We start from the raw sequence: 23772 nt of genomic DNA on the forward strand, positions 1-23772 counted from the left end.
GCGGGAACCGTGGCGAGCATGGTGCCGGCGACGCCCAGGGCGACGATGGAGCCGGCAAGGGTCTTCTTGGAAGCGGCGATGCGGCGGATGACAGCGTTGGACACGGAGGAACCTTCCGAAGGGGACACAGACCGTCGCGGCATGCCGAAGACATGCGTGAGCCACTCACGCCAAGGAGAGGGGTTCGCAGGCGGCGGACAAGCACCGTGCCGCCCGGCGACTCATCCAGTTCTACCCACCCCCCGCCCCCCTGGCAACGACCCCGCCTACTACAGCCCCTCGCAGCCGGCCACCACCAAGCCTCCCCACGGCCTCCACGAATCCCTGCAGGCAGGAGCCCATATCGGGCACCAGCACCGGGCCCGCTGAGAGCCACTATCCCGGTTCGTATGTGACGTGGGCCCTATGGGGCGGCTCACCCCGGGGGCACCCGAAACTCACCGAGAGTAACTGGTTGTACCCCTCCGGGGACGGCCGCACCATCAATGGGGTGCCGGCCCCAAGGGCCGGCATTCCCGGTCACTTCACCCAGGGCTTCCACACGGTCTCGTTGCGCTCCACCCACCTCTTCGCCGCCTGCTGCGGCGACAGCTTCTCTTCGGCGATCATCAGGGACACGTCGTTCTGCTGTTCCTTGGTCCACTGGAACCTCTTCAGGAAGTCGGCCGCCTTTCCGCCCGAGTTCGCAAAGCGCGTGTTCAGGTACTTCTGCAGCGGTGTGCGCGGGTAGGCGCAGGCCACCTTCTGTGAATCGTCCGCGCAGCCCTCGGTGTACTCGGGGAGCTTCACCTCGGTCATCGGAACGCGCTCGAAGAGCCACTGCGGCTCGTACCAGTACGTCAGGAAGGGCTTGTGTTCCTTGGCGAACTGCTTGATCTGGGCGATCTGGGCCGCCTCGGAGCCGGCGAAGACCACCTCGAAGTCCAGGCCCAGGTTCTTCACCAGGGCCTTGTCGTTCGTGACGTAGGACGGGGAACCGTCCATCAGCTGGCCCTTGCCGCGGCTCTCGGGGGTGCGCAGCTGGTCGGCGTACTTGTCGAGGTTCTTCCAGTCGGTGGCGTCGGGGTGGGCCTCGGCGAAGTACGTGGGGACGAACCAGCCGATGTGGCCCGTCACCCCCAGGTCGCCGCCGGGGGTGACGGTCTTCTTGGCCTCGACGTACCGCTTCTCCTGCTCGGGGTGGCCCCAGTCCTCCAGGATCGCGTCGACGCGGCCCTGGCTGAGGGCGTCCCAGGCGGGAACCTCGTCGACCTGGACGGTGTCCACCCGGTAGCCCAGCTCGTGTTCGAGGAGGTAGGCGGCGACGGCGGTGTTCGCCTGGGCACCGACCCACGACTGGACGGAGAGGGTCACGGTCTTCGCCCCCTGTGCGGCGGCGTACGGGGACGACTGGCGGGTCATGTCCGCGGCCCCGCAGCCGGTGAGGACGGCGAGTGCGGCGGCGGCGGCGAACACGCCCGCGGCGCGTCGGCGGCGGCCGGGGCCGCAGTGCTGTGCGTCGCGCATGTCAGGCCTCCTTCGCGGGCTGGGTGACGCGGTCGAGGAACAGGCCGAGGCAGACGATCGCCGCGCCGGCCACCAGGCCGGTGGCCAGGTCGCCCTGGGCGAGGCCGAGGACTACGTCGTAGCCGAGCGCGCCGCCGCCGACCAGGCCGCCGATGATGACGACGGCGAGGACCAGGACGACGGCCTGGTTGACGGCCAGCAACAGCGCGGGCCGGGCCAGTGGCAGTTGGACCTGGCGCAGCAGCTGTGAGCTGGTCGCGCCGAGCGATCGGGCGGATTCCACGACGGTCGGGTCCACCTCGCGCAGGCCTTGGACGGTGATCCGGACGACGGCCGGCAGTGCGTACACCACGGCGGCCGCGGCGGCCGGCGCGCGGCCGACGCCGAACAGCGCCACCACGGGGATGAGGTACACGAACTGCGGCAGGGTCTGGCAGACGTCGAGGAGGGGCCGCAGCAGTCGTTCGGCGCGGGCGCTGCGGGCGGCGCCCACGGCGATCGCGAAGCCCAGTACGAGCGTGACCGCCACGGCGGCCAGGACCTGGGAGAGCGTGTCGAGGGAGGCTTCCCACACGCCGAGCACTCCGACGGCGCCCAAGGCGAGGACGGCTGTGAGTGCGGTGCGCCAAGTGCCCACGAGCAGGGCGAACCCGCAGGCCACGAGCAGGAGCAGCCACCAGGGGGCGGCCTGGAGTGTGCTGCGCAGCGGGTCGAGGATCCAGCCGGTGAAGCGGGCGGCCCAGTCGGCGGTGCCGCCGACGAGGGGTACGCCGGAGTAGAGGTGACCGGTCATCCAGGCGACGGCCGAGTTCACCGGGTCGGCCAGGGAGACGGTCCAGGACTCGGGCCAGAGGGAGCTGCCGGCGATGCGGCCGGCGACGGCGGCGGCCACCGCCGCGAGGAGGGTGAGCAGGCGGCCGTACCAGCCGGTGAACACCCGTCGCAGCAGGTGCTGTTCGCCGACGGGCACCGGGGCGGCGCCGATCCGCTCGCCCGCGGCGTCGGCGGTGCGGTCCAGTACCACCGCGAGCAGCACGATCGGGATGCCGGCGGCCAGGGCTGCGCCGACGTCCACGGAGGCGAGGGCCTGGTAGACGCGGTCGCCGAGGCCGCCCGCTCCGATCACGGAGGCGATGACGGCCATGGACAGGCCCGTCATGACGGCCTGGTTGACACCGAGCAGGAGCTGTCGGCGCGCGAGCGGAAGGCGGGCGGTCAGCAGTCGCTGGCGTCCGGTGGCACCGAGCGAGGCAGCGGCTTCGAGGACGCCCGTGTCGGCCTCGCGCAGGCCGAGGGCGGTGAGGCGGGCCATGGGCGGGGCTGCATAGACCACGGTGGCGAGGACTGCGGCGGGCACGCCGATGCCGAAGACCAGCACCATCGGCAGCAGGTACGCGAAGGCCGGCAGGATCTGCATGGTGTCGAGCACGGGGCGCAGGATGCGGCCCGTGCGCGGGGAGAGCCCTGCGGCGAGCCCGAGGAGGGCGCCGAGTACGACGGAGGCGGCGACGGCGACGACCATCAGAGCGAGGGTCTGCATGGTCGGCACCCACATGCCGAGCAGTCCGCAGGCGGCGAAGGCGGCGGCGCAGGTCAGTGCGAGCCGGACACCGGCGAGGCGGCAGGCGACCAGCGCGGACAGGGCGGTGACCCCGGTCCAGCCGGCCGCGAGGAGGAGCACGTACACGGCGCGGACGGACACCACGACGGCGTTGCTGACGTGGCCGAAGAAATAGAGGAACAGCGGGTGGCTGTCGCGGTGGTCTGTGATCCAGTCGCCGGCGCGGCCGAGCGGGCCGGACAGGTCGACGGCCAGGGCCGCGGGCCAGCTGCCGGCACCCGGGAAGGCCACGGAGAGCGGGATCAGCAGGGCGGCGGCGACGCCCCACGGGAGGAGGACCCTGCGGCGGGCGCCACGGCCGGGCAGGGATCTGCGGGGGCGGTCCCGTCGGGCGGACGCGACACGGGAGAAACGCGTTCCGACGGGCCGTTCGGAGGTCTGGGGGGCCTCCGAAGGGGAGACGGCGCCGGTGTCGGTGTCGGGCGGGGTGTGGGTCGGGGTCGGGGTCGCGGTCATGCGCACCACCTCCGGGCGTCGGGGACGGGGGCCGCGGGGCGGGCGGGGCGGATCATGCCGCCACCCCCCGTCCGGTGGTGGCCGGGAGTCCGGCCACGACGGCGAGCAGTCCCGCGTCGTCCACAACGCCCAGGCAGCGGCCGCGGTCGATCACACGGGCCGGGCCGCCGGTACGGACGACGGCCCGGATCGCCTCGGCCACGGTGGTGGCGGGGTGGAGTGCGGGCCCCTGTTCGGCCTCGTCGGCGACGGGCGGACGCATCGCGGTGCGGACGGTGAGCACCTGTTCGCGGGGAACGTCGCGGACGAAGTCCCGTACGTAGTCGTCGGCGGGCGAGCCGACGATCTCCTCGGGCGTGCCGAGCTGCACGATGCGGCCGTCCCGCATCAGGGCGATCCGGTCGCCCAGGCGCAGGGCTTCGGCGAGGTCGTGGGTGATGAAGACCATGGTGCGGCCCTCGTCGTGGTGGAGCCGGGCGACCTCTTCCTGCATCTCGCGGCGGATGAGGGGGTCGAGAGCGCTGAACGGCTCGTCGAACAGGAGTACTTCGGGGTCGCAGGCGAGGGCGCGGGCCAGGCCGACGCGCTGCTGCTGGCCGCCCGAGAGCTGGCCGGGGCGCCGGTCCTCCAGTCCTTCGAGGCCGACCTTGGCGACGAGGCCGGCGGCCTTGAGCCGGCGGTCGCCCCGTCCGACGCCCTGGATCTCCAGTCCGTACGCCACGTTGTCGAGGACGGTGCGGTGCGGGAGCAGGCCGAAGTGCTGGAAGACCATGGCGGCGCGTCGGCGGCGCAGGGCGCGCAGCTGTGTGGCGTCCATGGCGAGGACGTCCTCGCCGTCGATGGCCAGGCTTCCGGCGGTGGGCTCGATGAGCCGGGTGAGGCAGCGTACGAGGGTGGACTTGCCGGAGCCGGACAGGCCCATCACGACGAAGACCTGGCCCTTGCGGACGTCGAAGGTGACGTCACGGACGGCCGCCGTGCAGCCGGTGCGCTCGCGCAGTTCGGCGGCGGACAGGTCGGCGTCGGCGGAGCCGGGGACCTTCGCGGCCGCCTTGCCGGGGCCGAAGACCTTCCACAGGCCTTCCACGGCGAAGACGGGCGGCGTGGCGGGGCCGGCGGATGCGTGGGGGGTGGCGGAGGTGGCGGGGGTGGTGTTCACCGGGTACCGCCTTCCCGGGTGAGCAGTTCGGCTGCCTTTTCGCCGACCATGAGCACTCCGATCATCGGGTTGACCGCGGGCATCGTCGGGAAGACGGAGGCGTCCGCGATACGGACGCCTTCGAGCCCGCGGATCTTCAGGTCCGGTCCCACGACGGCCGCGGGGTCGTCGGCGGCGCCCATGCGGCAGGTGCCGGCCGGGTGGTAGACGGTGTGCGCGACGGAGCGGGCGTAGGCGCTCAGCTCCTCGTCGCCGGTGATCTCCGGGCCGGGGCACACCTCTCGCTTCAGCCAGCCGGCGAGGGGCTGGGTCGCGGCGATCGCCCGGGCGAATTTGATGCCGTCCACCAGGGTCCGGCCGTCGTAGTCGTCCTCGTCCGTGAAGTAGCGGAAGTCCAGGGCCGGTTTCACCTCGGGGTCCGCGCTGGTCAGGTAGAGGCGGCCCCGGCTGCGGGGCTTGGGGATGTTCGGGGTCATCGACACGCCGTGCGCGGGGCGCTCGTAGCCGATGCGCTCGGGGTTGTCGGTGAAGGGGACCTGGTAGAAGTGGAACATCAGGTCGGGGCCCGCCGAGTCGGGGTCGCGCCGGACGAACAGGCCCGCGTCGCTGTCCATCGCGGAGTTCTCCGGGATCGGCCCGTCGGTCTCCCAGACGATCACCGACTCGGGGTGGTCGAGCAGGTTCTCCCCGACCCCGGGCAGGTCGTGCACCGGGGGGATGCCGAGGGCTTCCAGGTCCGCGCGCGGGCCGATGCCCGAGTGCAGCAGCAGCCGCGGGGTGTCCACGGCGCCGGCGCACACGAGCACTTCGCGGCGCGCGGTGACGAGGGACTTCGTGCCGTCCGAGCCGCGCACGTGGACCCCGCGCGCACGGGTGCCGTCGAGTTCCAGGCGGTAGGCCCAGGTCTCCAGGAGGATCCGGAGGTTGGGGCGCTCGTCCATGACGGGGTGCAGGTAGGCCACCGACGCGGAGGAGCGCTTGTTGTCCTCGGGGTGGTAGGCGAGGTCGAAGAAGCCGGCGCCCTCGTGGAAGGGTTTCCGGTTGAAGCCCTCGATGCGCGGTACGCCCAGGGCGGTCTGCGCGGAGTCGACGAAGTCGCGCGCGATGGCGTTGCGGTCCTTCTCGTCGACCGGGACGATGTGGTTGAGGAGCTTGTCGAAGTACGGGTCCATGGCGGCCGCGTGCCAGCCTTCGGCTCCCGACCGCTCCCACTCGTCCCAGTCGGAGGGGAGCGGCTTGAAGGCGATGAGGGTGTTGTGCGAGGAGCAGCCGCCGAGGACGCGGGCACGGCTGTGGCGGATGTGGGAGTTGCCGCGGGGCTGCTCGACGGTGGGGTAGTCGTAGTCCAGTTCGCCGCCGAGCAGGTCCGTCCAGCGGCGCAGGGTGAGCACGTCGGGGCGGTCGACATCGCTGGGGCCGCCCTCGATGACGGCGACGGTGACGTCCGGATCCTCGGTCAGGCGGGAGGCGATCACCGAGCCGGCGGTGCCACCGCCGACGACGACGTAGTCGTACTCCTGCTCGGCGGGCGCCGGGGTGTGCTTGGGGGTGGTCATGGCGCTGTTCCTCCTTCAGCCCGCGAACCAGCGCACGGGTCGGGGGGCGAGGTTCTGGTACACGTGCTTGGTCTCCCGGTACTCGGCCAGGCCCGAGGGGCCGAGCTCGCGCCCGGTGCCGGACTTGCCGAAGCCGCCCCACTCGGCCTGCGGGAGGTAGGGGTGGAAGTCGTTGATCCAGACGGTGCCGTGGCGCAGTCCGCCCGCCACGCGGCGGCCGCGGCCCGGGTCCGAGGTCCATACCGCGCCGGCGAGGCCGTACTCCGTGTCGTTGGCGAGCGCGACGGCTTCGGCCTCGGTCCGGAAGGTCTCGACGGTCAGGACCGGTCCGAAGACCTCCTCCCGTACGACGCGCATCCCGCGGTGGCAGCGGTCCAGCACGGTCGGCCGGTAGAAGTAGCCGGGCGCGTCGGGCCGTTCGCCGCCGGAGCGGAGCACGGCGCCCTCTGCGAGGGCGGAGGCCACGTACTCCTCTGTGCGTTCGCGCTGGGCGGCGGACACCAGCGGGCCGCACTCCACGCCGGGGTCGGTGCCGCGGCCGAGGCGGATACGGTCGGCCCGGGCTGCGAGTTCGGCGACGAATCGCTCGGCGACGCTCTCCTCGACGATGAGTCGGGAGCCGGCGGAGCAGACCTGGCCGCTGTGCATGAACGCGGCGTTGAGGGCCTGGTCGACGGCGGTGTCGAAGCCGTCCTCGGTGGTGCAGGCGTCGGCGAAGACGATGTTGGGGTTCTTGCCCCCGAGTTCGAGGGCGACCTTCTTGACGGAGTCGGCGGCCGCGCGCATCACCTTCGTACCGCTGGTGACGCCGCCGGTGAAGGAGACGAGCGCGACGTCGGGGTGGGCGGCGAGCCGCGCGCCGACGGGGTCGCCGGGTCCGGTGACCAGATTCGCGACGCCGGCCGGCAGGCCGGCCTCCGCCAACAGGCCGATGAGAGCAGCCGTGGACAGCGGGGTGACCTCGCTCGGCTTGAGCACGAAGGTGTTGCCCGCGGCAAGGGCCGGGGCGATCTTCCAGGAGGCCTGGAGGAGCGGGTAGTTCCACGGGGTGATCAGGGCGCACACCCCGACGGGCTCGTGGACGACGACGCTGTGGACGTCGGGGGTGCCGGCGTCGACCACGCGGCCCGCGCTCTCGCCGGCGACGAGGTCGGCGAAGTAGCGGAAGGCGTCGGCGACGCAGTCCACGTCCACGCGGCCCTCTTCCAGCGTCTTGCCCGCGTCGCGGCTCTCCAGCAGCCCGAGGCGTTCGCGGTCGCGGTGGAGGAGGTCGGCGGTACGGCGCAGCAGTGCGGCGCGTTCCCGCACGGGGGTCCGGGGCCACTCCCCGCCGTCGAAGGCCGCGCGGGCGGCGGCGACGGCGGCGTCGGTGTCCGCGATGCCTCCTTCGGCGACGACGGCGAGGACCGTGGCATCCGCCGGGTCGAGGACCTCTCGCGTGGCTCCTGCTATCGCGGAACGCCAGGTTCCGGCGATGTGGATGGTCTTCTGGTCGGACACGACGCGCTGTACCTCCGATTCCGGCACCGCGGCCTACCCGCGGTGGTGGTGCTCGTGCCCGCTTGCCCCAGTCCCGCGAAGCTATGTCCCATCCGTCACCGGAAGTGACTGGAGTCACTCCCTGTCGCTCCCCGGAGCCGGGCGCTGCACATCGGGGATCCCGCTCCAGGACCACCGGTACCGGCAGGCGCCGGACGAAAAGCACACGTCGCTCGTGGCACGGTCCGGAACACCACGGTCATCCGCACGCAGGGCAGCGCGCACCTCGCGGGCGCAACGTGCGCCTCGTGCCCGCCCGGGTCCGGCAGCGGCACACGTGTGGAGGGAACCACCGGGTGGCGCCGGGCCCGCGGAAGGGGCGTCCTGACCGGCGCGGCACATTCCGGAAGCGTCTCAGCCCTGGTATCGGTCCGGTCATGGATCTCACGAACCTGATGGCCCGGACCGAGTCGCACACCGAGATCGTTCACCGGATCAGCACCGGTTCCGGTGCCCCCGCACCGCGGGATGCGCGATGACGGCCGCAGCTGCTCCGGGCCGGCCCGGAGCGGCGGTGCTCACGTTCGCCGGGGGCCTCCCACCGGTGCACCTCGACGGCGCCGAACTGCTCTCGCGCCCCTCCGGCACCACCACCCTGAGCGGCTTGGCGCGGCCGGACGCCCAACCCCCCGCTGGGGAATTGTGCCTGCCTCTCGCCGAGTACGGGGGCCGCCGCTGGTCTGTGGCGGACGTACACGTCCAGGTTGCGTCCACGGGTGACCGCCGGGACCGGGTCACCGTCAGCTGGCACAGCGGTCACGAGCTGGAAGCCGTCGACCCCAACGGCCGCTACCGCATGGAGGTGCCCTGGCTGCTACGGGCCCGCACCCTCAGGCTGCTGCCGCTCGACGAGCTGCTCTGCGACCACCTGGCCCTGTACGCCTTCGCCCTCGCCTCCGGCCTCCGCGACCCACGGGTGGCCCGCCGCCTGGAGCTCGCCTGCAACGAAGTGGCCTCCCGGGATCCGCTCGTGACGCCCCGGCGGCCACGCCGGTCGACGGAGACCGGCCCGCTGCGGCTGCTCCACGACGTGACGGCGGCCGGCGGGCACCTGGCCGCCACCACGGGCGCGGTCCGGGCCCGGGCCGAAAGCCCCGACCGCCTCGCCGCCCTGTCGCTGGTCACCGTCCCCCGCAAGATGCCTGCCGCCCCGGACGCACCGGTCTTGGTGGTCAACGCGGCAGCCCCGACCATGGACATGCTGCGGGCCTGCGAGAGCATGGCGGCAGAGCAACGGATCCGGGTCCGGGCCCTCCCCGAAGGCACCGCGGAACCGGCTGCTGCCGCCGCAGCCGGCTTCGACGCCGCGCGCGAGGCGCTGCACCGCCGCTACACCCGCCCCCTCCCCCAGCGCCGAGGGCCCACCACGGTGAGCCCGTGACCGCCGGCCCGGTCGGTACATCACGGATCGGGGAGCGGATCCGTCCGACGCGTCACGTGACGGCGTGGTACGGGCCTGCGTGGAACGGGCCTGCGCGGCCGGCCGGGGTCAGTCGGCCCACACGTCCCACCACTGCTGTGACTGGAAGTTCTTCTCCCACAACTGGATGCGGGCACCGTTCCCCACCACGTTCGCGTCGCGGTCCATGACGATGTTGCCGCCGCCGTAGAAGCGGGCGTTGTAGATGGCGCGGTCGCCCGACGGGTGGGACCAGCTCTGCTGCGGCGTGTTGTTGCAGTCCCAGATCTGTACCTTGGTGCCGTTGTAGCCGCCCCCGTTGAGGTCCGCGTCGAGGCACTTGCCGGGGAAGCGGTAGCTCTCCAGTGCGCCGTTGTTCCAGAGGTACCAACGCTGCTGGGTGGTGCCGTTGCACTGCCAGATCTGGACGACCGTGCCGTTGCCGCCTCCGTTCGCGTCGACGTCCAGGCACTGAGTGGTGGGGCGTTTGGCGAAGTCGTTGGTGATCCGGACGGGCTGGTTCAGTAATCGCTGCGGCGCCGCGGCTGTCACACCCTGCGGCTGAGCGGTCCAGTACACGGGGCGGGGTGCCGCCTGGGCCTGAGCGGCGTTCGCGCTGGTGGCGCCGGCGCCTGAGGTTCCGGCCAGTGCGGTGGCGAAGGCTACGGCGGTGACCGCGGTCCATCGTGTGATGCGGGGCATGACCTCTCCTGGCTCATCGGGGCGTGCAAGGGCCGTGCGGGGGCACGCCCGAGACGCACCGGTGGCGTGGGTGCCGGTGCGGGGGCCGTGCCGGGAGGAAGCTGAACACAGCCCGGCACCGTCGCGTCAGAGCGCAGATCCGGCCACGCCTCCCACAGCCCTGCCGAGCGCGGCGCACGTGATTCCGAGGCCGAAGTCGACGCATGCGGCGCGGGCAGACCCGGCCGTGCCCGAGGCGCTGGGCCCGCGCACGTTTCGGGCGATCGACGACGGAGCCACCCGGGTTCGGGCCGTCGGCCCGGATCATGTCCGGAGAACCGGCTCGTGACCCGTTACGACGGTCCCTGGCGGAGCACGGCATCCACGACCTCGGCAGCGAAGTGCTGCGTCGGCGGTTCGCGGCGCAGCAGTACCCGGACCCAGACGGCGCCGGCGACGAGGTCGACGAGGAGTTTGGGGTCCGTCGCGGGAAGCTCTCCCCGCGCACGAGCGCGCTCGAAAACGGGCTGCTCGCGGGCGAACCGATCGGCGAAGAGCTCCCGGGTGAGTTCCGCCAGTTCGGGCTGGCCCGACCCACCGGCTGCCAGGGCGCGTACGACCGGTTCGGCGTAAGGCCCGGTGAGCAGCCCGATGACCTGTTCGACGAGCGCCACGAGGTCGCCTCGCAGGCTTCCGGTGTCCGGCACGGAGATGTCGAGCGCCCGTGCGTGCAACACGGTGGCCCGCACCAGGGCGGGCTTCGACGGCCACCAGCGGTAGATGGTCGTCTTGTTCACGCCGGCGGCCCGGGCGACAGCCTCGATGGTGAGGCCGTCATACCCGCGCTCGGCCAGGAGTTCGAGGGTGGCGTCGAAGATGGCGGCCGCTGCGCGGGGACCTCTGGTGACGCTCATGACGACATCGTACGCTGCGAATGCAACGCAACGTTGCGTTGCATTTCATAGAGGAAGAGGTTTGACTGATGCCTGCCGAGAGCGCCGCCCCTGCCACCGTGGCGTGGGGCCTGCTGGCCGCCTGGGTGCTGAACGACGCCGAAGAAATCGCCACGATGGCCCGCTTCTCCCGCATGCCTCAGCGCCGGGTGAACATCGCGATCGGGCTCATGGGCTGCATCGTGACGGCGGCTTCGGCCGCGGGTGCCCGTACGGGCGGCCGCAGCCGCTTCTTCCGCACGACCGTGACCGGTTTCGGCCTGCACGGAGTCACCCACCTTCTGTCGGCGGCCGCCTTGGGCCGCTACACGCCGGGAGTGGCAACGGCGCCGACGGTGGTGATTCCGTATGCCGTGTGGGCCGCCCGCCGCATGCGATCGGAAGGGGTGCCGCTGACCGACGGCGATGCGCGCAAGGCGGTGCTGCATGGCCTGGGCCTGGCCGCCGTGGCGACGGCAACGGTCCACGGAGTGGCCTGGCTTGCCACGCGACGCTCGGCCTGACCTGCAGCTCGCGCGTGGGAGCAGCCACGCCCTCGGCCTTGCAGACGCCCGTCCGCCGTACCCGGCCGGACCGCACCTCGTCGAACGGCTCGTCACAGCCGGCCAGCGGCAGCCCGGCGAGCCGGGCATCGTCATCGTGACCGGTGACCGGCGTTCAGCGCGGAACCACCCAGCCCGGCACCCAGGTCCCGGCGGTGTCGCGGCCTGACTCCGTGGTGGCGAGGTGGGCTCGGAGGGTGGCCAGCGCGGGGTGGGGGTTGTCGCGGTGCCACAGGAGTGAGTGCGGGTAGACCGGCGTCGGGTCGGTCACCGGGATACGGCGCAGGCCGTGGCCGGCGGGCCAGACCAGCCGGGTCTGCTCGCCCATGAAGGTGGCCAGGGCCGGGGTGTCGGCAACGGTGTCGAGGAGCGCGTCGGAGCCGAAGTTGGGGCCGGTCGCCTCGATGGTGAGGCCGAACTCGGCGACGAGGTCGTCGTAGTAGGCGGCCCACTCGGTTCCGGGGACGATGCCGGGCATCCAGATCCGGTGCCCGGCGAGCTGAGCGACGGTCACCGACCGGGCGCCCGCCAGCGCGTGGGCGGGGCCCGTGAGGAGCTGGAGCGGCTCGTCGAGCACCCGGACGGATTCGATGTCCTCGGGAAGGGGCCGGCCAGGCACGGCGACCGCGCGAAAAGACGCGTCGATCGCACCGGACCGAAGGGCGGCGACGGCCGTCTCGACGTCGAACAGCATCACCACGTCGAGCTCGATCTCGGGGTGCGCGCGGTGGAAGCCGCGCATCAGGCCCGACGGGGCGACGCGCGACGCGATCACGTCGACGCGCAGCGGACGGCGGCCGGTGCGCACGGACGCGGCCGCACGCTCGGCGACGCGCAGCAGCTCGCGCGCGTGGGGCAGGAACGCCTGCCCGTCGATGGTGAGCTCGGCGCCGCGCGCGGTGCGGGTGAACAGCCGCACGCCGAGACTGCGCTCCAGCGCGGCGATCCGCTTGGAGACGGCCTGCTGGGTGACCGTCAGCTCGGCGGCGGCCACCTGGAACTGCCCCGCGTCGGCGACGGCGACGAACGTCCGGACGGTGTCGAGGTCCACGCCGATATCCTATGCGCACAACCACTGGTTGTGGCTGGAGGCTCTGTGGTTGTTTGATTCCTGGTTGTGGCGCTCGCTTTGATGCTTCTGATCGCGGATCGGTTGTGCAGGGTGAGTGGCGAGGGGTGTCGGGCATGAGGAGCGGGCACCGGCTGGGGCGGCGGTTCGGGTGGCTCTGGGGAGCGTACGGGACCAGTGCGCTCGGCACATGGCTCGCCTTCGGCGCGTTCCCGTTGATCGCCATCCAGGTGCTGCACGCCGGACCGGCCGAGGTCGCCGCGCTCTCCTCCGTGGGGGCTGCGGTGGGCGCGGCCGTGGCGGTGCCGCTCGGCCCGTGGGTGGAGTTCCGTCGCAAGCGGCCGGTGCTGATCTCGATGGACCTGGTGCGGTTCGCGGCGCTGCTGACGATCCCGACCGCGTTCGTGCTCGGCGTGCTCACCTTCCTTCAGCTCCTGCTGGTCTCAGTGGTCGTCGCTGCGGCCGACATCACCTTCCGCGCCGCCTCCGGCGCGTACCTGAAGACGCTGCTGCCGACCGAGGACCTGCTCGTCGCCAACGCCCGATTCGAGTCCACGGCCTGGACGACCACGATCATCGGACCGCCGCTGGGCGGCGCTGCGATCGGGCTTCTCGGTCCCGTGGCGACGGTGGTGGCCGACGCGGCCAGTTACCTGCTCTCTGCGCTGGGCATCCGTGCGATGGGCGGGCACGAGCCGCGACCCGAGCGCCCGGAGGCCGCGGGCATGCGGGCCGGGGACCTGCTGGACGGTTGGCGCTACATCCTCGCCGACGCGACGCTGCGTCCGCTGTTCTTCAACACCGTCCTGTTCAACGGTCTGGTGATGGCCGTCTCGCCGCTGCTGGCCGTCCTGATGCTCGGCCGACTCGGGTTCTCGCCCTGGCAGTACGGCCTCGCGTTCGCCGCGCCCTCGATCGGCGGGCTGCTCGGTTCGCGGCTGGCCCGACCGCTCGTCACCCGGTTCGGGCAGCACCGGGTCCTGGTCGTGGCCGGGGTGCTGCGCGCCCTGTGGCCCGTCGGCCTCGCCTTCATCGGGCCCGGTACCGGTGGGCTGCTGCTGGTGATCGGCGTCGAGCTCGGGCTCATCTTCTGCTGCGGGGTCTTCAACCCCGTCTCTGCCACCTGCCGCCTCGGGCGCACCGCGACCGACCGGGTCGCCCGCACGCTGTCCGCCTGGGCGGTGACGACCAAGGCCTCGACCGCGCTCCTGACGGCCTTCTGGGGCGTGCTGGGCGGCCTGTTCGGCCCGCGTACGGCCATCGGCCTGGCCGGCGTACTCCTGCTGGCGACCCCGCTGCTGCTCCCCCGTCGCGCGGCAACGCACCACTCGGAGCCGGAGCCGGCCCCGAGCCGGCCCTGACGACGGGACGTGCGGGGTTCGCCGGCTGTGTGAGCCATCCCTCTCCCGTCGTCGTGGCGCTGGTGGTCTGGGAAGGTTGACCATGTAGTCATGACCTCCTCGCCCCACCCACGACACGTCAGTGGCCGACCGGATCCGTTGGGCGGGACTGCCGTGCCCGGTGGAGAGTCCGCTCCCGCCCGCGGGTACCTGCTGGACAACGCGCGCGCCGAGGCGGGCGAGCGATTCGTCTGGCTGGCCGAGCTGTTCGACGGTGTGACGCGCGGGCACTTCGACCGACTGGGGGTCAGGGCTGGCTCGCGCTGCTGGGAAGTGGGGGCCGGTGGCCCCGGTATCCCGGAGGCGCTCGCGGCGGCCGTCGGTCCGACCGGGCACGTACTGGCCACGGACATCGACCCGTCGTGGCTGAAGACCGGCGACGGGTACGAGGTGCGCCAGCACGACGTCGCCGCCGACCCGCCCCCGGAGCCGGGGACGTTCGATCTGGTGCACGCCCGGCTCGTGCTGGTCCATGTACCCGACCGGGCCCGCGCGCTGGCCACCATGGCAGCAGCGCTACGGCCCGGCGGCTGGCTGCTGATCGAGGACGCCGATACCGCTCTGCAGCCACTGGCATGCCTGGACGACAGCGGCCCTGCACAGCGGCGGGCCAACCGGCTGCGCGACGCAGTCCGGGAGCTGCTCACGCGCCGCGGCGCAGACCTGCGCTACGGCCGGACACTGCCGCGCGCATTGCGTGAAGCCGGCTTGGTGGACGTCGCCGCGGCGGGCACTTTCCCGGTCGGCGGGCTGGCCTGCGACCGGCTGGAGGCGGCAACCATCCGGCACGTGCGCGGCGAGCTGCTCGCGGCCGGCCTGGCCGACGACGCCGAGATCGACGCGCACCTGGCCGCCATCCACGCGGGCAAACTCGACCTGACGCTCGCCCCGCTGATCTCGGCCTGGGGACGCCGTCCAGCCGAGCACCCTCCGGCACTCGGGTAGGTGCGGATCCAGGCGTTGTCCGACCTGCCCACAGCGCTGTTCGTCGAGGGAGGCCAGGCAGCTCGCGCAGGTGCGCGCTGCGCGTCACCGGAGCCGGGACCAGCCCGCGCACGGGCTTCGAAGATCATGGAGTTCTCGGCGCCCCGTGATCCGAGTGGAAGACCGTGCCTGCCGAGGCATCGTCCCCGATCCTGGCTGCTCGTGACCAACTCCGCGAGCAGCCCGAACCCGCCCCGAGGAGATCCCGGGGCTGCTGGAGCGGCTGGCTGAAGTGCCCGACCCGCGTGACCCGCACGGAGTGCGCCACGCCCTGGCCGCCGTGCTCGCGCTGAGCGCGTGTGCCGTACGACCTGCTGGGCCGCACCAAGCAGACCGGCCACGGACGATCCGAGATCCGCCGCATCAAGGCCGCCACCGTCAAGAACCTGCTGTTCCCCAATTATCAGAGCATGATGAGCAGACGCGTCTTCGGCTTGAGCTTTCTGTTCACCGAACGGCTCTGCACGTACACCTCCAACTTGGGATTGCTCCCCGCCTTCACGGACACGGTCCCCTGGATACCCGTTCCGAACAGAAGGCTGCGTGCCGCGTCGCCCGTGTATGCGCGGTCCGTGTCTTTCTCGACCACGATGATTTCCTTGTCGGGCTGAATCTGGACCCGGGTGCCCAGCTGGTAGTAACACGAGCCGCGTTCGTACGTAACGCCCGGATGCGAATCGACGAAGGGCCGGATCTCGGTCTCCGTTTCGACCTTCAGGAGCCGGTACTTGTCTGCCGGTATCGGTTCGAGCTTTGCCCGCACATCGTCGACCGAGAGGTCCTGGCCGACCGCGAACAGGTTCTTCGTGCCGCGCACCCCCTGCTCGCGTCCGCGGAGGAAGCTGGTGGCGGCAGCCCGCACGGTGCCGATCGCCTCCTCGACGCCCTCCTTGGAATCCGCGTCCCAGATGGCGATGTTCCCGGCCGGGAAGCCGTAGTTCTGGGCGGTTCGCTTCGCCAGGGAGTTCGGAACGAGAATCGCGGATGTCCAGTGGCCCGGAAGCGCGCCCATCTTCGCCGCGATCTTGTCGAGCCAGGGGCCGAGGATGGCCATGTCGCCGTCGTGCCTTCGGTCGCCGCCCGAGGCGTTTTCCTCGCCGTCCGTCACCACGATCTGCAGGAAACTGTGCTCGCCGTACGCCTCCCAGATGTGGCCGAGGTCGTCCAGGGACTTCAGCGAGGCTTCGATGAGGGCCGTAGCGCCATTGTTGACCTTGTACAGGCCGCGCATGGACGGCAGGTGCTTCACGTCCATGTCCCAGACCAGGTTCTCCACCTTGTGGTCGAACGAGTAGAGGCTGATCCGGGTCTCATGACCGAGGCTGTCCGATTCGGCCTTCAAGCCCGCCACGAACTCGTCCACGACACGGATGAGCTGACTCTGGTGCTGATGCATGGAACCCGAACAGTCCACCACCAGCGCCACGTGATTCACCTTGTGCTGAATCTTGTTGCCGGACATGTTTTGCTCCTTCTCCGAAGCTCCCCGAGTGATGTCTCCACACTATGGGGAGGCACTGACAACGGAGCTTGACGGATGCTCACCCCGGAGGCCGGACCAATGGACGGGCTGGACGCAGGTTGTTCGGCCGACAGCGGGTGCGGGCCTGCTCCGGGTTCTGCTGTAGGCGATTGCACTCGGGGGAATTGTGGAGCAGTTGAAGGCCGGTGACCCGCCGGTCGTCGGCCCCTACCGGATCACGGCGCGGCTCGGCGCAGGCGGCATGGGGCAGGTCTACCTCGGGGAGTCGCGCAGCGGTCGGCGGGTGGCGGTGAAGGTCGTCCGGCCGGAGATCGCCTCGGACCCCGGCTTCCGGGCGCGGTTCCGGCGCGAGGTGGAGGCGGCGAAGGCGGTCGGAGGGTTCTGGACGGCGGCCGTGGTCGACGCGGATCCGGAGGCGGAGACGCCCTGGGTGGCGAGCGATTACATCCCGGCACCCGATCTTGCCGAACGAGTCCGGGAGGGCGGCCCGTTGACGGAGGACGCAGTGTGGCGGCTCGGCGCGGGCTTGGCAGAGGCGCTGCACTCCGTGCACCGGGCAGGGCTCGTGCACCGGGACCTCAAGCCCGCGAACGTCCTGATGACGGAGGACGGGCCTCGGCTCATCGACTTCGGGATCGCCAAGGCACTGAACGGTGCGACCATGCTCACCCGGACGGGCGTGGCGATCGGCACCGCCGGTTTCATGTCGCCCGAGCAGGCCCAGGGCGGCAGTGTCGGCACGGCCAGCGACGTCTTTTCGCTCGGTACGGTTCTGTGCTTCGCGGCCACGGGGCGCATGCCGTTCGGGGAGGGCAGTGCGGCGGAGCTGCTGTACCGGGTCGTGCACGAGGTGCCGGACCTGAACCGCGTGCCGGAGGGGCTGCGGGCGGTGCTGGGCAGGTGCCTGGAGAAACGGGCGGAGCAGCGGCCGTCTGCGGAGGAGGCGTTGTCCGCGTTGAGCGGGGGTGGTGCGGTGACGGTTGCGGACACGGGGGTGCGTCCGCCCGCGGCTCCGCCGGACCTGCCGTTCGCTCCTCCGCCTCCGCCCGTCGGCGGGCCCAGGCCGCCTGCCGTGCGGGTCGAGGACGCGGTCGTGGATGCGGTTCCGGTCCGGGCGGTCATCGAGGCGGAGTCGAGGCCGCCCGTCGAGGTGCGGTACTCCATGGGGCACATGCGCGTCGCCGTCACGGCCATGCTCGCCGCGGCCGTTCCGCTCGGCGTGGCCGTGTACTCCTTCGTGGACCATCCGCTCCCTGCCGCATTGGCGAGCATCGTCGCGCTGGCCCTGTCCAGCCTGGGAGGACTGGCCATGACGCGCGGGGACGCGGCGTGTGTACGGGTGACGGGTGACGGGCTCTCCTTCTTGCGTGAGGGCCACGAATGGAGCGCGACCTGGGATGAGTTGAGCCGGGTCACACTGAAGGCCACGCGCTGGGGCCTGCTGCAGGAGTTCGTCGTGGTGGGCGAACTGTCGCCGAGGGCGACGAAGAACATCGTCTGGGAACGCTTCCGGCCTGCCCGTCCCGGCCCGAGGGCGGCCGTCACCGCCATCCGCTTCCGCAACGAACGGCTGGCGCGGGCGGAGATCGGCCGGCTGCACGAGGCGTTGCTGCATCGTGCCGGCGAGCGCTACCTGTACGACGGTGGACTGGTCTCCCTCGTCCGCAGCGTCTGAGGGCGTGCCGGCCTGGTCGGTCGACCCGGTGCGGTCGAAGGCCACGGCGACAGCCTTCATGTCTCCGGTCTTCTCACCCGGACCCACGGCTGAAACCAGCTCACCGGCGCACGCGGCGTTGTCCCCGTTCCTGAGGAAGGCACTGACATCCACGCGGAGCGCAGAAGAACACGTCACCTGCAGGAGGCACGGTCGGAGATTCACCCGAGTTGCCCCGTACACCGACCGCGGAGCCGGGTCAGTACGGACGAGCCCTCGCGACCGGGCGGCTCTCCGGCCGGCGGCCCGCACGGCCCGCTCCCCCGGACGGATCGCCCCGCCGTGCCGGTGCGCGGCCGCCGCCCTACGCTCGGGGCATGCCACGCCGCCCGATGCACATGTCCGAAGCGGCCAAGGCCGCACTGCGCACCGCCTTGCTGAAGCTGCGGAACGAGCTGCATGCCCCCACCGCTTTCCCCGCACCCGTGCTCGAAGCGGCCGACGCCGCCGCCCACGCGCCCCGGCTGCCCGACAAGGACGCCACCGACCTGCCGCTCTTCACGATCGACCCGCCGACCTCGAAGGACCTCGACCAGGCCATGTACCTGGAGCGGCGGCCCGGCGGCGGGTTCCGCGTCCACTACGCCATCGCCGACGTGGCCGCCTTCGTCGCGCCCGGCGGCGTGCTGGACGCCGAGGCACACCAGCGGATCGTGACGCTGTACTTCCCCGACGGCAAGGTGGCCCTGCACCCGCCCGCGCTGTCCGAGTGCGCGGCCAGCCTGCTGCCGGGCCAGATCGTCCCCGCCCTGCTGTGGCAGCACGATCTCGACGCCCACGGCGAGGTGACCGCGTCGAACGTGAGCCGGGCCCGGGTCCGCAGCCGGGCCAAACTCGACTACGCGGGCGTCCAGCAGGCCATCGACTCCGGCACCGCGGAGGAGTCCGTGGCCCTGCTGCGCGACATCGGCACCCTGCGCGAGGCCGTCGAGGCCGCCCGGGGCGGCATCTCGCTCACCCTGCCGGAGCAGGAAGTCACCTTCGAGGACGGATCGTTCCGGCTGAGCTACCGGGCACCGCTGGCCGCGGAGGGCTGGAACGAGCAGATCTCCCTCATGACCGGGATGGCCGCGGCCCGGATGATGCTGGACAGCGGCCCGGGCATCCTGCGGATCCAGGACACGGCACCGACCCACGAGGTCACGCGACTGCACCGCATCGCTCAGGGCCTGGGCATCGACTGGCCGCACCACGTCTCGTACGCCGAGCTGATCCGCTCCCTCGATCCTCATGACCAGAAGCACGCGGCCTTCCTCCACGAGGCGGCCGGCGCCCTGCTGCTGAAATCGGTCTACAAGTCCTTCCACGACCACGACCACATCCCCGAGCAGACGGTCCACGCGGCGATCGCGGCCCCGTACACGCACTGCACGGCCCCGCTGCGGCGTCTGGTCGACCGGTACGCGGGTGAGCTGTGCGTGGCCGCCTGCGCGGAGCAGGCCCCACCGGACTGGGTGCTCGCGGCCCTGGACGACCTGCCGGTCAGGATGACAAAGGCGAAGGGGGGTGCGGCGGACCGGCAGTCCGTGGACCTCGTCGAGGCGGCACTGCTCATGGACCAGGTGGGCTGCATCTTCGACGCCACGGTCATCGACACCGACGAGGAAGAGCATCCGTCGAACCCGCGGGAGGGACTGGTCCAGCTGGCGGAGCCCGCTGTGCTGGGCAAAGTCACCTCGGCCGACGTCGACCTCAAGCTCGGCGCGAGCGTCCGGGTCCGGGTCGACCGGGCCGACCCCGCGTTCCCCGACAGGGACAGGAAGATCCTCTTCAGCCTGGTGCCCAGCTGAAGGGTGTTGCCGATGATGCGGTCGCGGGTGCGGGGCGGAGGGGGCAGAGCCGCCGAGGCGGGTGGGGGGCCGGTCGCGTCTCAGGTCGGGTGCGAGGCGGTGGGGTCGCGACGGGGGCGGCGGCCGGACGGCCTGCCCCGCCGGATCAGGTGGTGGGCGGCAGCGCCCAGGGCGGCGCCGAGGGCGGGTGCCACGAGGTAGATCCACAGGCGGGCGGTGCTTCCGGACATCAGCGCTGGTCCGAACTGGCGGGCGGGGTTGGCGGAGCCGCCGCTGAGCGGGCCCAGAACGGCCACGATCGTGCAGATGAGAACCGCCAGGACCCAGGGGAACCATCGTTCGTGGGCCGGGTGCGCGAGGAAGAAGCCGATCACCAGGGTGACCACGACCAGGCAGCCGCCCTCGGCCGCGAAGACGGCCCAGCCGTTCCACGACGGCGCCGCGGCCGCCGCGCCGTAGCCGACCCGCGCGACCGCCGGACCCCAGGCCAGCCGGGCCAGGGCGGTCCCCGCGAGCGACCCGCCCAGCTGCGCAACGACGTACACCGCCACGCCCCGGCCGGGGAACGCCCTCAGCAGCCACAACGCGAGCGTGACCGCGGGATTCACATGTGCCCCCGAACGCCGCCCCCACGGGGAGCGGAACAGTCCGAAGACGAGCGCCCCGGCCAGCGCACCCACGAGGAGGAGGGCCAGTCGGACGTTCCCGAGGACGGCCGGGGAGGCCGGATCGAGTACCCAGCGGATGGCCGTGACCACGGTGAACATCAGCACGGCGGTCAGGGCGAACTCGTACAAGGGGTAACTGCCGCGTTCAGGCGCGGTCTGCACGGGTGCGGGGGCGAAATCTGTGTGTGTTCCGGGTTCACCGGCCGGGGGCCCGGTTCGGGACGTCTCGCCTCCGCTCACGGGTCCTCCTTTCGATCGGGCGACTTCGGCGCGAGGGTGCGCACACGCGAACGCTTCGAGGAAGCGTGCTGCACTCGTCGGCCGGCACGTGCGCGTACACGCCGACGGGCAGGGCCCATTCGGCGGCGTCCGTACGGTGCCGGCTCCCCCGGCCCGCCGCGTCGCCCGGCGTGGCGACCGAGGATGCGGGGGACACATGACAGTCGCCGTACTACCCGCTCTCGTGAAGGAGATGCCATGCGTGTCGCTCCTCCGGCCGGCACCCTCGCCGTGCCGGACACCTGCCGGGCCCCGGACGTGAACACGCTCCCGGTGGTGGCGCGGTGACGGAGGCAGGAGGCGACGGCGCACTCCCGGGTGCCTTCGCGGGGCTGCCGGCGGACGCGCACGCCGCCCTGCCGGGCATCGTGGCGCTGCGCCGGAGCATCCACCGCTTCCCCGAGCTGGGCACGCATCTGCCCCGCACGCAGCAGGCCGTCCTGGAGGCACTGGGCGGCCTGGGGCTGGACCTGGCCACCGGCTCCCGCCTGAGCTCCGTCACCGCCACCCTCGAAGGCGCCCGGCCCGGCCCTGCGGTCCTGCTGCGCGCCGACATGGACGCGCTCCCGCTGGACGAGGAGACCGGTCTGGACTTCGCCTCCCGGCTTCCGGGCGCCATGCATGCCTGCGGTCACGACGCCCACACCGCCATGCTCGTCGGGGCCGCCCGGCTGCTGGCGGCCCGCCGCTCCCGGCTGGCAGGCCGCGTCGTCTTCATGTTCCAGCCGGCGGAGGAATCCGGCGGCGGCGCCCGGCACATGATCGACGAGGGAGTGCTGGAGACCGCCGACGGCACGGGAGTGGCGGCCGCTTTCGCCCTGCACATCACCACGCGCTTCGACAGCGGCACCGTCCATCTGCGGCCGGGCCCCACTTTCGCCGCCTCCGACGGGCTTCACGTGACCGTACGCGGCCGCGGCGGACACGCCTCGGCGCCGCACCGGGCCCTCGATCCCGTCCCCGTCGCCTGCGAGATCGTCCAGGCCCTGCAGGCCATGGTCACACGCACCGTCGACGTCTTCGATCCGGTCGTGCTCACCGTCGCCTCGATCCATGCGGGCACGGCGGCCAACGCCATCCCCGAGACCGCCGAGATCCGCGGCACCTTCCGTACCCTCTCCCCCACCGCCCGGCAGCTGGTACGCGACGGCATCATGCGTGTCGCCCACCATGTCGCGGCCGCTCACGGAGTGCACGCCGACGTCGGCCTGACCGAGGGTTACCCGCCCTGCGTCAACGATGCCGCCTCCACAGCCGCTCTCCGCGACACCGCGGCCACGCTCCTCGGACCGGGCAGGGTCCACCATCTGGCCGAGCCGTTCATGGGCGCCGAGGACTTCTCGTACGTCCTGCAGCTGGTGCCGGGCGTGATGGCCTTCCTCGGTGCGCGCCCGCCCGGTATCGCTCCCGCGGATTCCCCCGACCTCCACTCCAGCCGTGTCGTCTTCGACGAGGACGCCCTGGCCACCGGAGCCGCCCTGTACGCGGCAGCGGCCCTGCAGGCCGGGCTTCCCCGGTGACGAGCCGCGCGCCCCGCGGACTGCCTGGCGGCGACGTGCTCGGTGCGGTTCGCTTCTTCCTCAGTCTCGCGCGCCTCCCCAGGGCGTTGAGGACGACACCGATCAGCACGTTGACCAGGACGAAGGAGGCAAGGAGCAGCCCGAGCCCAGCACATCACCCGATCGGGGAGCCGCATCGACCGGTCGCGCCGGAGTCAGGCAGCGAGGGCTTCGATGACGTCGGCGCCCGGGAGCTGCGCGAAGAGTTTCCCGGGAACGATGAGCTTGCCGCGGCGGCGGCCGCTGCCGACCAGTACGTACGGCAGCCCGATCAAGGCGGAGTCCACCAGCAACGGCCAGTCCGACGGCAGGCCGATGGGGGTGATGCCGCCGTACTCCATGCCGCTGAGCTGCACCGCGGTGTCCATCGGCGCGAAGGACACCTTGCGCGCCGCGAGGTGACGGCGCACCACGCCGTTGACGTCGGCCCGGGCTGCGGAGGGGACCAGGCACGCGGCCAGCACGGACGCGCCGCCGCGCTTGGCGGAGACGATCACGCAGTTCGCCGATTGCGCGAGAAGCTCCTGTCCGTAGTGCTCGACGAAGGCGGCGGTGTCCGCGATCGCCGGGTCGGTGTCGACGTACACGATGTCCTCGGCCGGGACGGTGCCCTGCCAGGCGCGGACGGCCTCGGCCACCGGCCCGGTGAGTTCAGCCAGGCAGTCCGGCGCCGGGCGGGCGTTGTCGAAGGATCCGATGGGTGCGCGCATGCGTGCCATTGTGCCCGGTCGACCGTCGGGTCGGCGGGGCTTCGGACTCCCGGAGATTGACCGGTTCACCACGCCCGCGAAGGGACCACCCGGACTGCCTCGCGGCGGTCCGGGGCGACCGCGGCCAGGCCCGGTCGTCCGGTGGAACCTCCTGTTCCCGGTAGCGCTTCCCGCGGCCACGAGCAGCGATTCCCCTCCCGCCGTGGAGCGCGCCCCGCGGCAACGGGGGCGGGCGCCGTCGGGACGGCTGCCGGCCGGGGACCGGCGGCCCGCCGCGACATGACGGACCAGACCCGGACAACAGGCCAACATGACAAGTGCAGTTGCCGTCGGCCCGTTCCGCGGCAGAGACTCGTGCTGCACCACGACGCTCCTTCGGATGCCCCGCCTTCGAACCATCTGTTCCTCAGGGGCACTCCGCCCGTCGTCCGCGGGCGTCGGCCGGCCGACGCCGACTTCGCGGTTCTGCCATCCCTCAGAAGCGAGAGGAAATCCGCATGTCCGAAATCTCTTCCAGCACCGGAACGAACCACCTCGACCTGGACCTCGACCTCGACCTCAGCGAGCTGACCGTCACCGCCATCAGCGACACCGCCGCACTGCCCGAGAACGGCGCCTCGTGGGGCTCCTGCTCCTGTCAGGCCTCGTCCTCCTGCGCCCAGCCGCAGGTGGAGACGCCCGTCGTCTGACGGCTGTGACACGGC

At 72.1% G+C, this 23772-nt stretch carries 19 protein-coding genes; 8 read left to right on the forward strand and 11 right to left on the reverse strand.

The genetic code is table 11. The features are described 5' to 3' along the window. Nucleotides 1-519 precede the first annotated feature (519 nt). From ABTY04_RS20880 to ABTY04_RS20900, 5 genes are read right to left on the reverse strand one after another with little or no spacing between them, the layout of a single operon-like run. Complete coding sequence (locus tag ABTY04_RS20880; protein WP_502996685.1) at nucleotides 520-1506, reverse strand: ABC transporter substrate-binding protein; 987 nt, start codon at nucleotides 1504-1506, stop codon at nucleotides 520-522. A 1-nt stretch (nucleotide 1507) separates the two neighbouring features. Beyond that, nucleotides 1508-3583: an ABC transporter permease gene (locus ABTY04_RS20885; RefSeq protein ID WP_352214841.1), complete on the reverse strand. Its 2076-nt coding sequence runs from the start codon at nucleotides 3581-3583 to the stop codon at nucleotides 1508-1510. Nucleotides 3584-3635: 52 nt separating this feature from the next. Further along, nucleotides 3636-4742: a quaternary amine ABC transporter ATP-binding protein gene (locus ABTY04_RS20890; RefSeq protein WP_352214842.1), complete on the reverse strand. Its 1107-nt coding sequence runs from the start codon at nucleotides 4740-4742 to the stop codon at nucleotides 3636-3638. Further along, nucleotides 4739-6298, reverse strand: a complete 1560-nt coding sequence (locus ABTY04_RS20895; protein ID WP_352214843.1) for a GMC family oxidoreductase — start codon at nucleotides 6296-6298, stop codon at nucleotides 4739-4741. Before ABTY04_RS20895 ends, ABTY04_RS20890 begins: the two co-directional genes overlap by 4 nt. A gap of 15 nt (nucleotides 6299-6313) precedes the next feature. Next, nucleotides 6314-7798 carry an aldehyde dehydrogenase family protein gene (locus ABTY04_RS20900; RefSeq protein ID WP_352214844.1) on the reverse strand — a complete coding sequence of 495 codons (1485 nt, stop codon included), beginning with the start codon at nucleotides 7796-7798 and terminating at the stop codon, nucleotides 6314-6316. Nucleotides 7799-8312: 514 nt separating this feature from the next. Between ABTY04_RS20900 and ABTY04_RS20905 the strand changes: the two genes are divergently transcribed. Then, nucleotides 8313-9218 (forward strand): hypothetical protein, encoded by a 906-nt coding sequence (locus tag ABTY04_RS20905; protein ID WP_352214845.1) that lies wholly within the window; start codon nucleotides 8313-8315, stop codon nucleotides 9216-9218. 108 nt (nucleotides 9219-9326) lie between these two features. On the opposite strand, the gene ABTY04_RS20910 is transcribed toward ABTY04_RS20905, so the two are convergent. Together ABTY04_RS20910 and ABTY04_RS20915 are read right to left on the reverse strand one after the other, a co-directional pair. Then, nucleotides 9327-9938 carry an RICIN domain-containing protein gene (locus ABTY04_RS20910; RefSeq protein WP_352214846.1) on the reverse strand — a complete coding sequence of 204 codons (612 nt, stop codon included), beginning with the start codon at nucleotides 9936-9938 and terminating at the stop codon, nucleotides 9327-9329. A gap of 332 nt (nucleotides 9939-10270) precedes the next feature. Next, nucleotides 10271-10831 (reverse strand): TetR/AcrR family transcriptional regulator, encoded by a 561-nt coding sequence (locus tag ABTY04_RS20915; RefSeq protein ID WP_352214847.1) that lies wholly within the window; start codon nucleotides 10829-10831, stop codon nucleotides 10271-10273. 98 nt (nucleotides 10832-10929) lie between these two features. On the opposite strand from ABTY04_RS20915, the gene ABTY04_RS20920 reads away from it, so the two are divergent. Further along, entirely contained in the window at nucleotides 10930-11373 is a 444-nt protein-coding gene (locus ABTY04_RS20920; protein ID WP_352214848.1) for an HXXEE domain-containing protein, read from the forward strand. A gap of 154 nt (nucleotides 11374-11527) precedes the next feature. Here the strand turns inward: ABTY04_RS20920 and ABTY04_RS20925 are convergent, their stop codons facing one another. Next, nucleotides 11528-12463: a LysR family transcriptional regulator gene (locus tag ABTY04_RS20925; protein WP_352214849.1), complete on the reverse strand. Its 936-nt coding sequence runs from the start codon at nucleotides 12461-12463 to the stop codon at nucleotides 11528-11530. Between the two features lie 134 nt (nucleotides 12464-12597). Between ABTY04_RS20925 and ABTY04_RS20930 the strand changes: the two genes are divergently transcribed. Then, nucleotides 12598-13842, forward strand: a complete 1245-nt coding sequence (locus tag ABTY04_RS20930; protein ID WP_352214850.1) for an MFS transporter — start codon at nucleotides 12598-12600, stop codon at nucleotides 13840-13842. Nucleotides 13843-13995: 153 nt separating this feature from the next. Next, nucleotides 13996-14826: a methyltransferase domain-containing protein gene (locus tag ABTY04_RS20935; RefSeq protein WP_352214851.1), complete on the forward strand. Its 831-nt coding sequence runs from the start codon at nucleotides 13996-13998 to the stop codon at nucleotides 14824-14826. 442 nt (nucleotides 14827-15268) lie between these two features. Here the strand turns inward: ABTY04_RS20935 and ABTY04_RS20940 are convergent, their stop codons facing one another. Next, entirely contained in the window at nucleotides 15269-16327 is a 1059-nt protein-coding gene (locus tag ABTY04_RS20940) for a vWA domain-containing protein (protein ID WP_352214852.1), read from the reverse strand. 187 nt (nucleotides 16328-16514) lie between these two features. Here ABTY04_RS20940 and ABTY04_RS20945 point away from each other — a divergent pair, with 187 nt between their 5' ends. Both ABTY04_RS20945 and ABTY04_RS20950 read left to right on the forward strand, forming a co-directional pair. Then, on the forward strand, nucleotides 16515-18023 hold the full coding sequence (locus ABTY04_RS20945) for a serine/threonine-protein kinase (RefSeq protein WP_352214853.1): 1509 nt from the start codon (nucleotides 16515-16517) through the stop codon (nucleotides 18021-18023). Nucleotides 18024-18379: 356 nt separating this feature from the next. Continuing rightward, nucleotides 18380-19852: an RNB domain-containing ribonuclease gene (locus ABTY04_RS20950; protein WP_352214854.1), complete on the forward strand. Its 1473-nt coding sequence runs from the start codon at nucleotides 18380-18382 to the stop codon at nucleotides 19850-19852. A gap of 80 nt (nucleotides 19853-19932) precedes the next feature. Here ABTY04_RS20950 and ABTY04_RS20955 read toward each other — a convergent pair whose 3' ends face one another. After that, the gene (locus tag ABTY04_RS20955) at nucleotides 19933-20682 is read right to left on the reverse strand and encodes an MIP/aquaporin family protein (protein WP_352214855.1); all 750 of its coding nucleotides are present in this window, start codon (nucleotides 20680-20682) and stop codon (nucleotides 19933-19935) included. Nucleotides 20683-21083: 401 nt separating this feature from the next. On the opposite strand from ABTY04_RS20955, the gene ABTY04_RS20960 reads away from it, so the two are divergent. Then, a complete protein-coding gene (locus ABTY04_RS20960; protein ID WP_352214856.1) occupies nucleotides 21084-22319 on the forward strand; it encodes a M20 metallopeptidase family protein in 1236 nt (411 codons plus the stop codon). Between the two features lie 194 nt (nucleotides 22320-22513). Here the strand turns inward: ABTY04_RS20960 and ABTY04_RS20965 are convergent, their stop codons facing one another. Further along, the gene (locus ABTY04_RS20965; RefSeq protein ID WP_352214857.1) at nucleotides 22514-23068 is read right to left on the reverse strand and encodes a YbaK/EbsC family protein; all 555 of its coding nucleotides are present in this window, start codon (nucleotides 23066-23068) and stop codon (nucleotides 22514-22516) included. Between the two features lie 497 nt (nucleotides 23069-23565). Between ABTY04_RS20965 and ABTY04_RS20970 the strand changes: the two genes are divergently transcribed. Then, the gene (locus ABTY04_RS20970; protein WP_352214858.1) at nucleotides 23566-23757 is read left to right on the forward strand and encodes a thiazolylpeptide-type bacteriocin; all 192 of its coding nucleotides are present in this window, start codon (nucleotides 23566-23568) and stop codon (nucleotides 23755-23757) included. The last annotated feature ends 15 nt before the right edge of the window (nucleotides 23758-23772 follow it).

It is taken from the genome of Streptomyces sp. NPDC097981, from assembly GCF_040302565.1.
Taxonomy (GTDB): Bacteria; Actinomycetota; Actinomycetes; order Streptomycetales; family Streptomycetaceae; genus Streptomyces.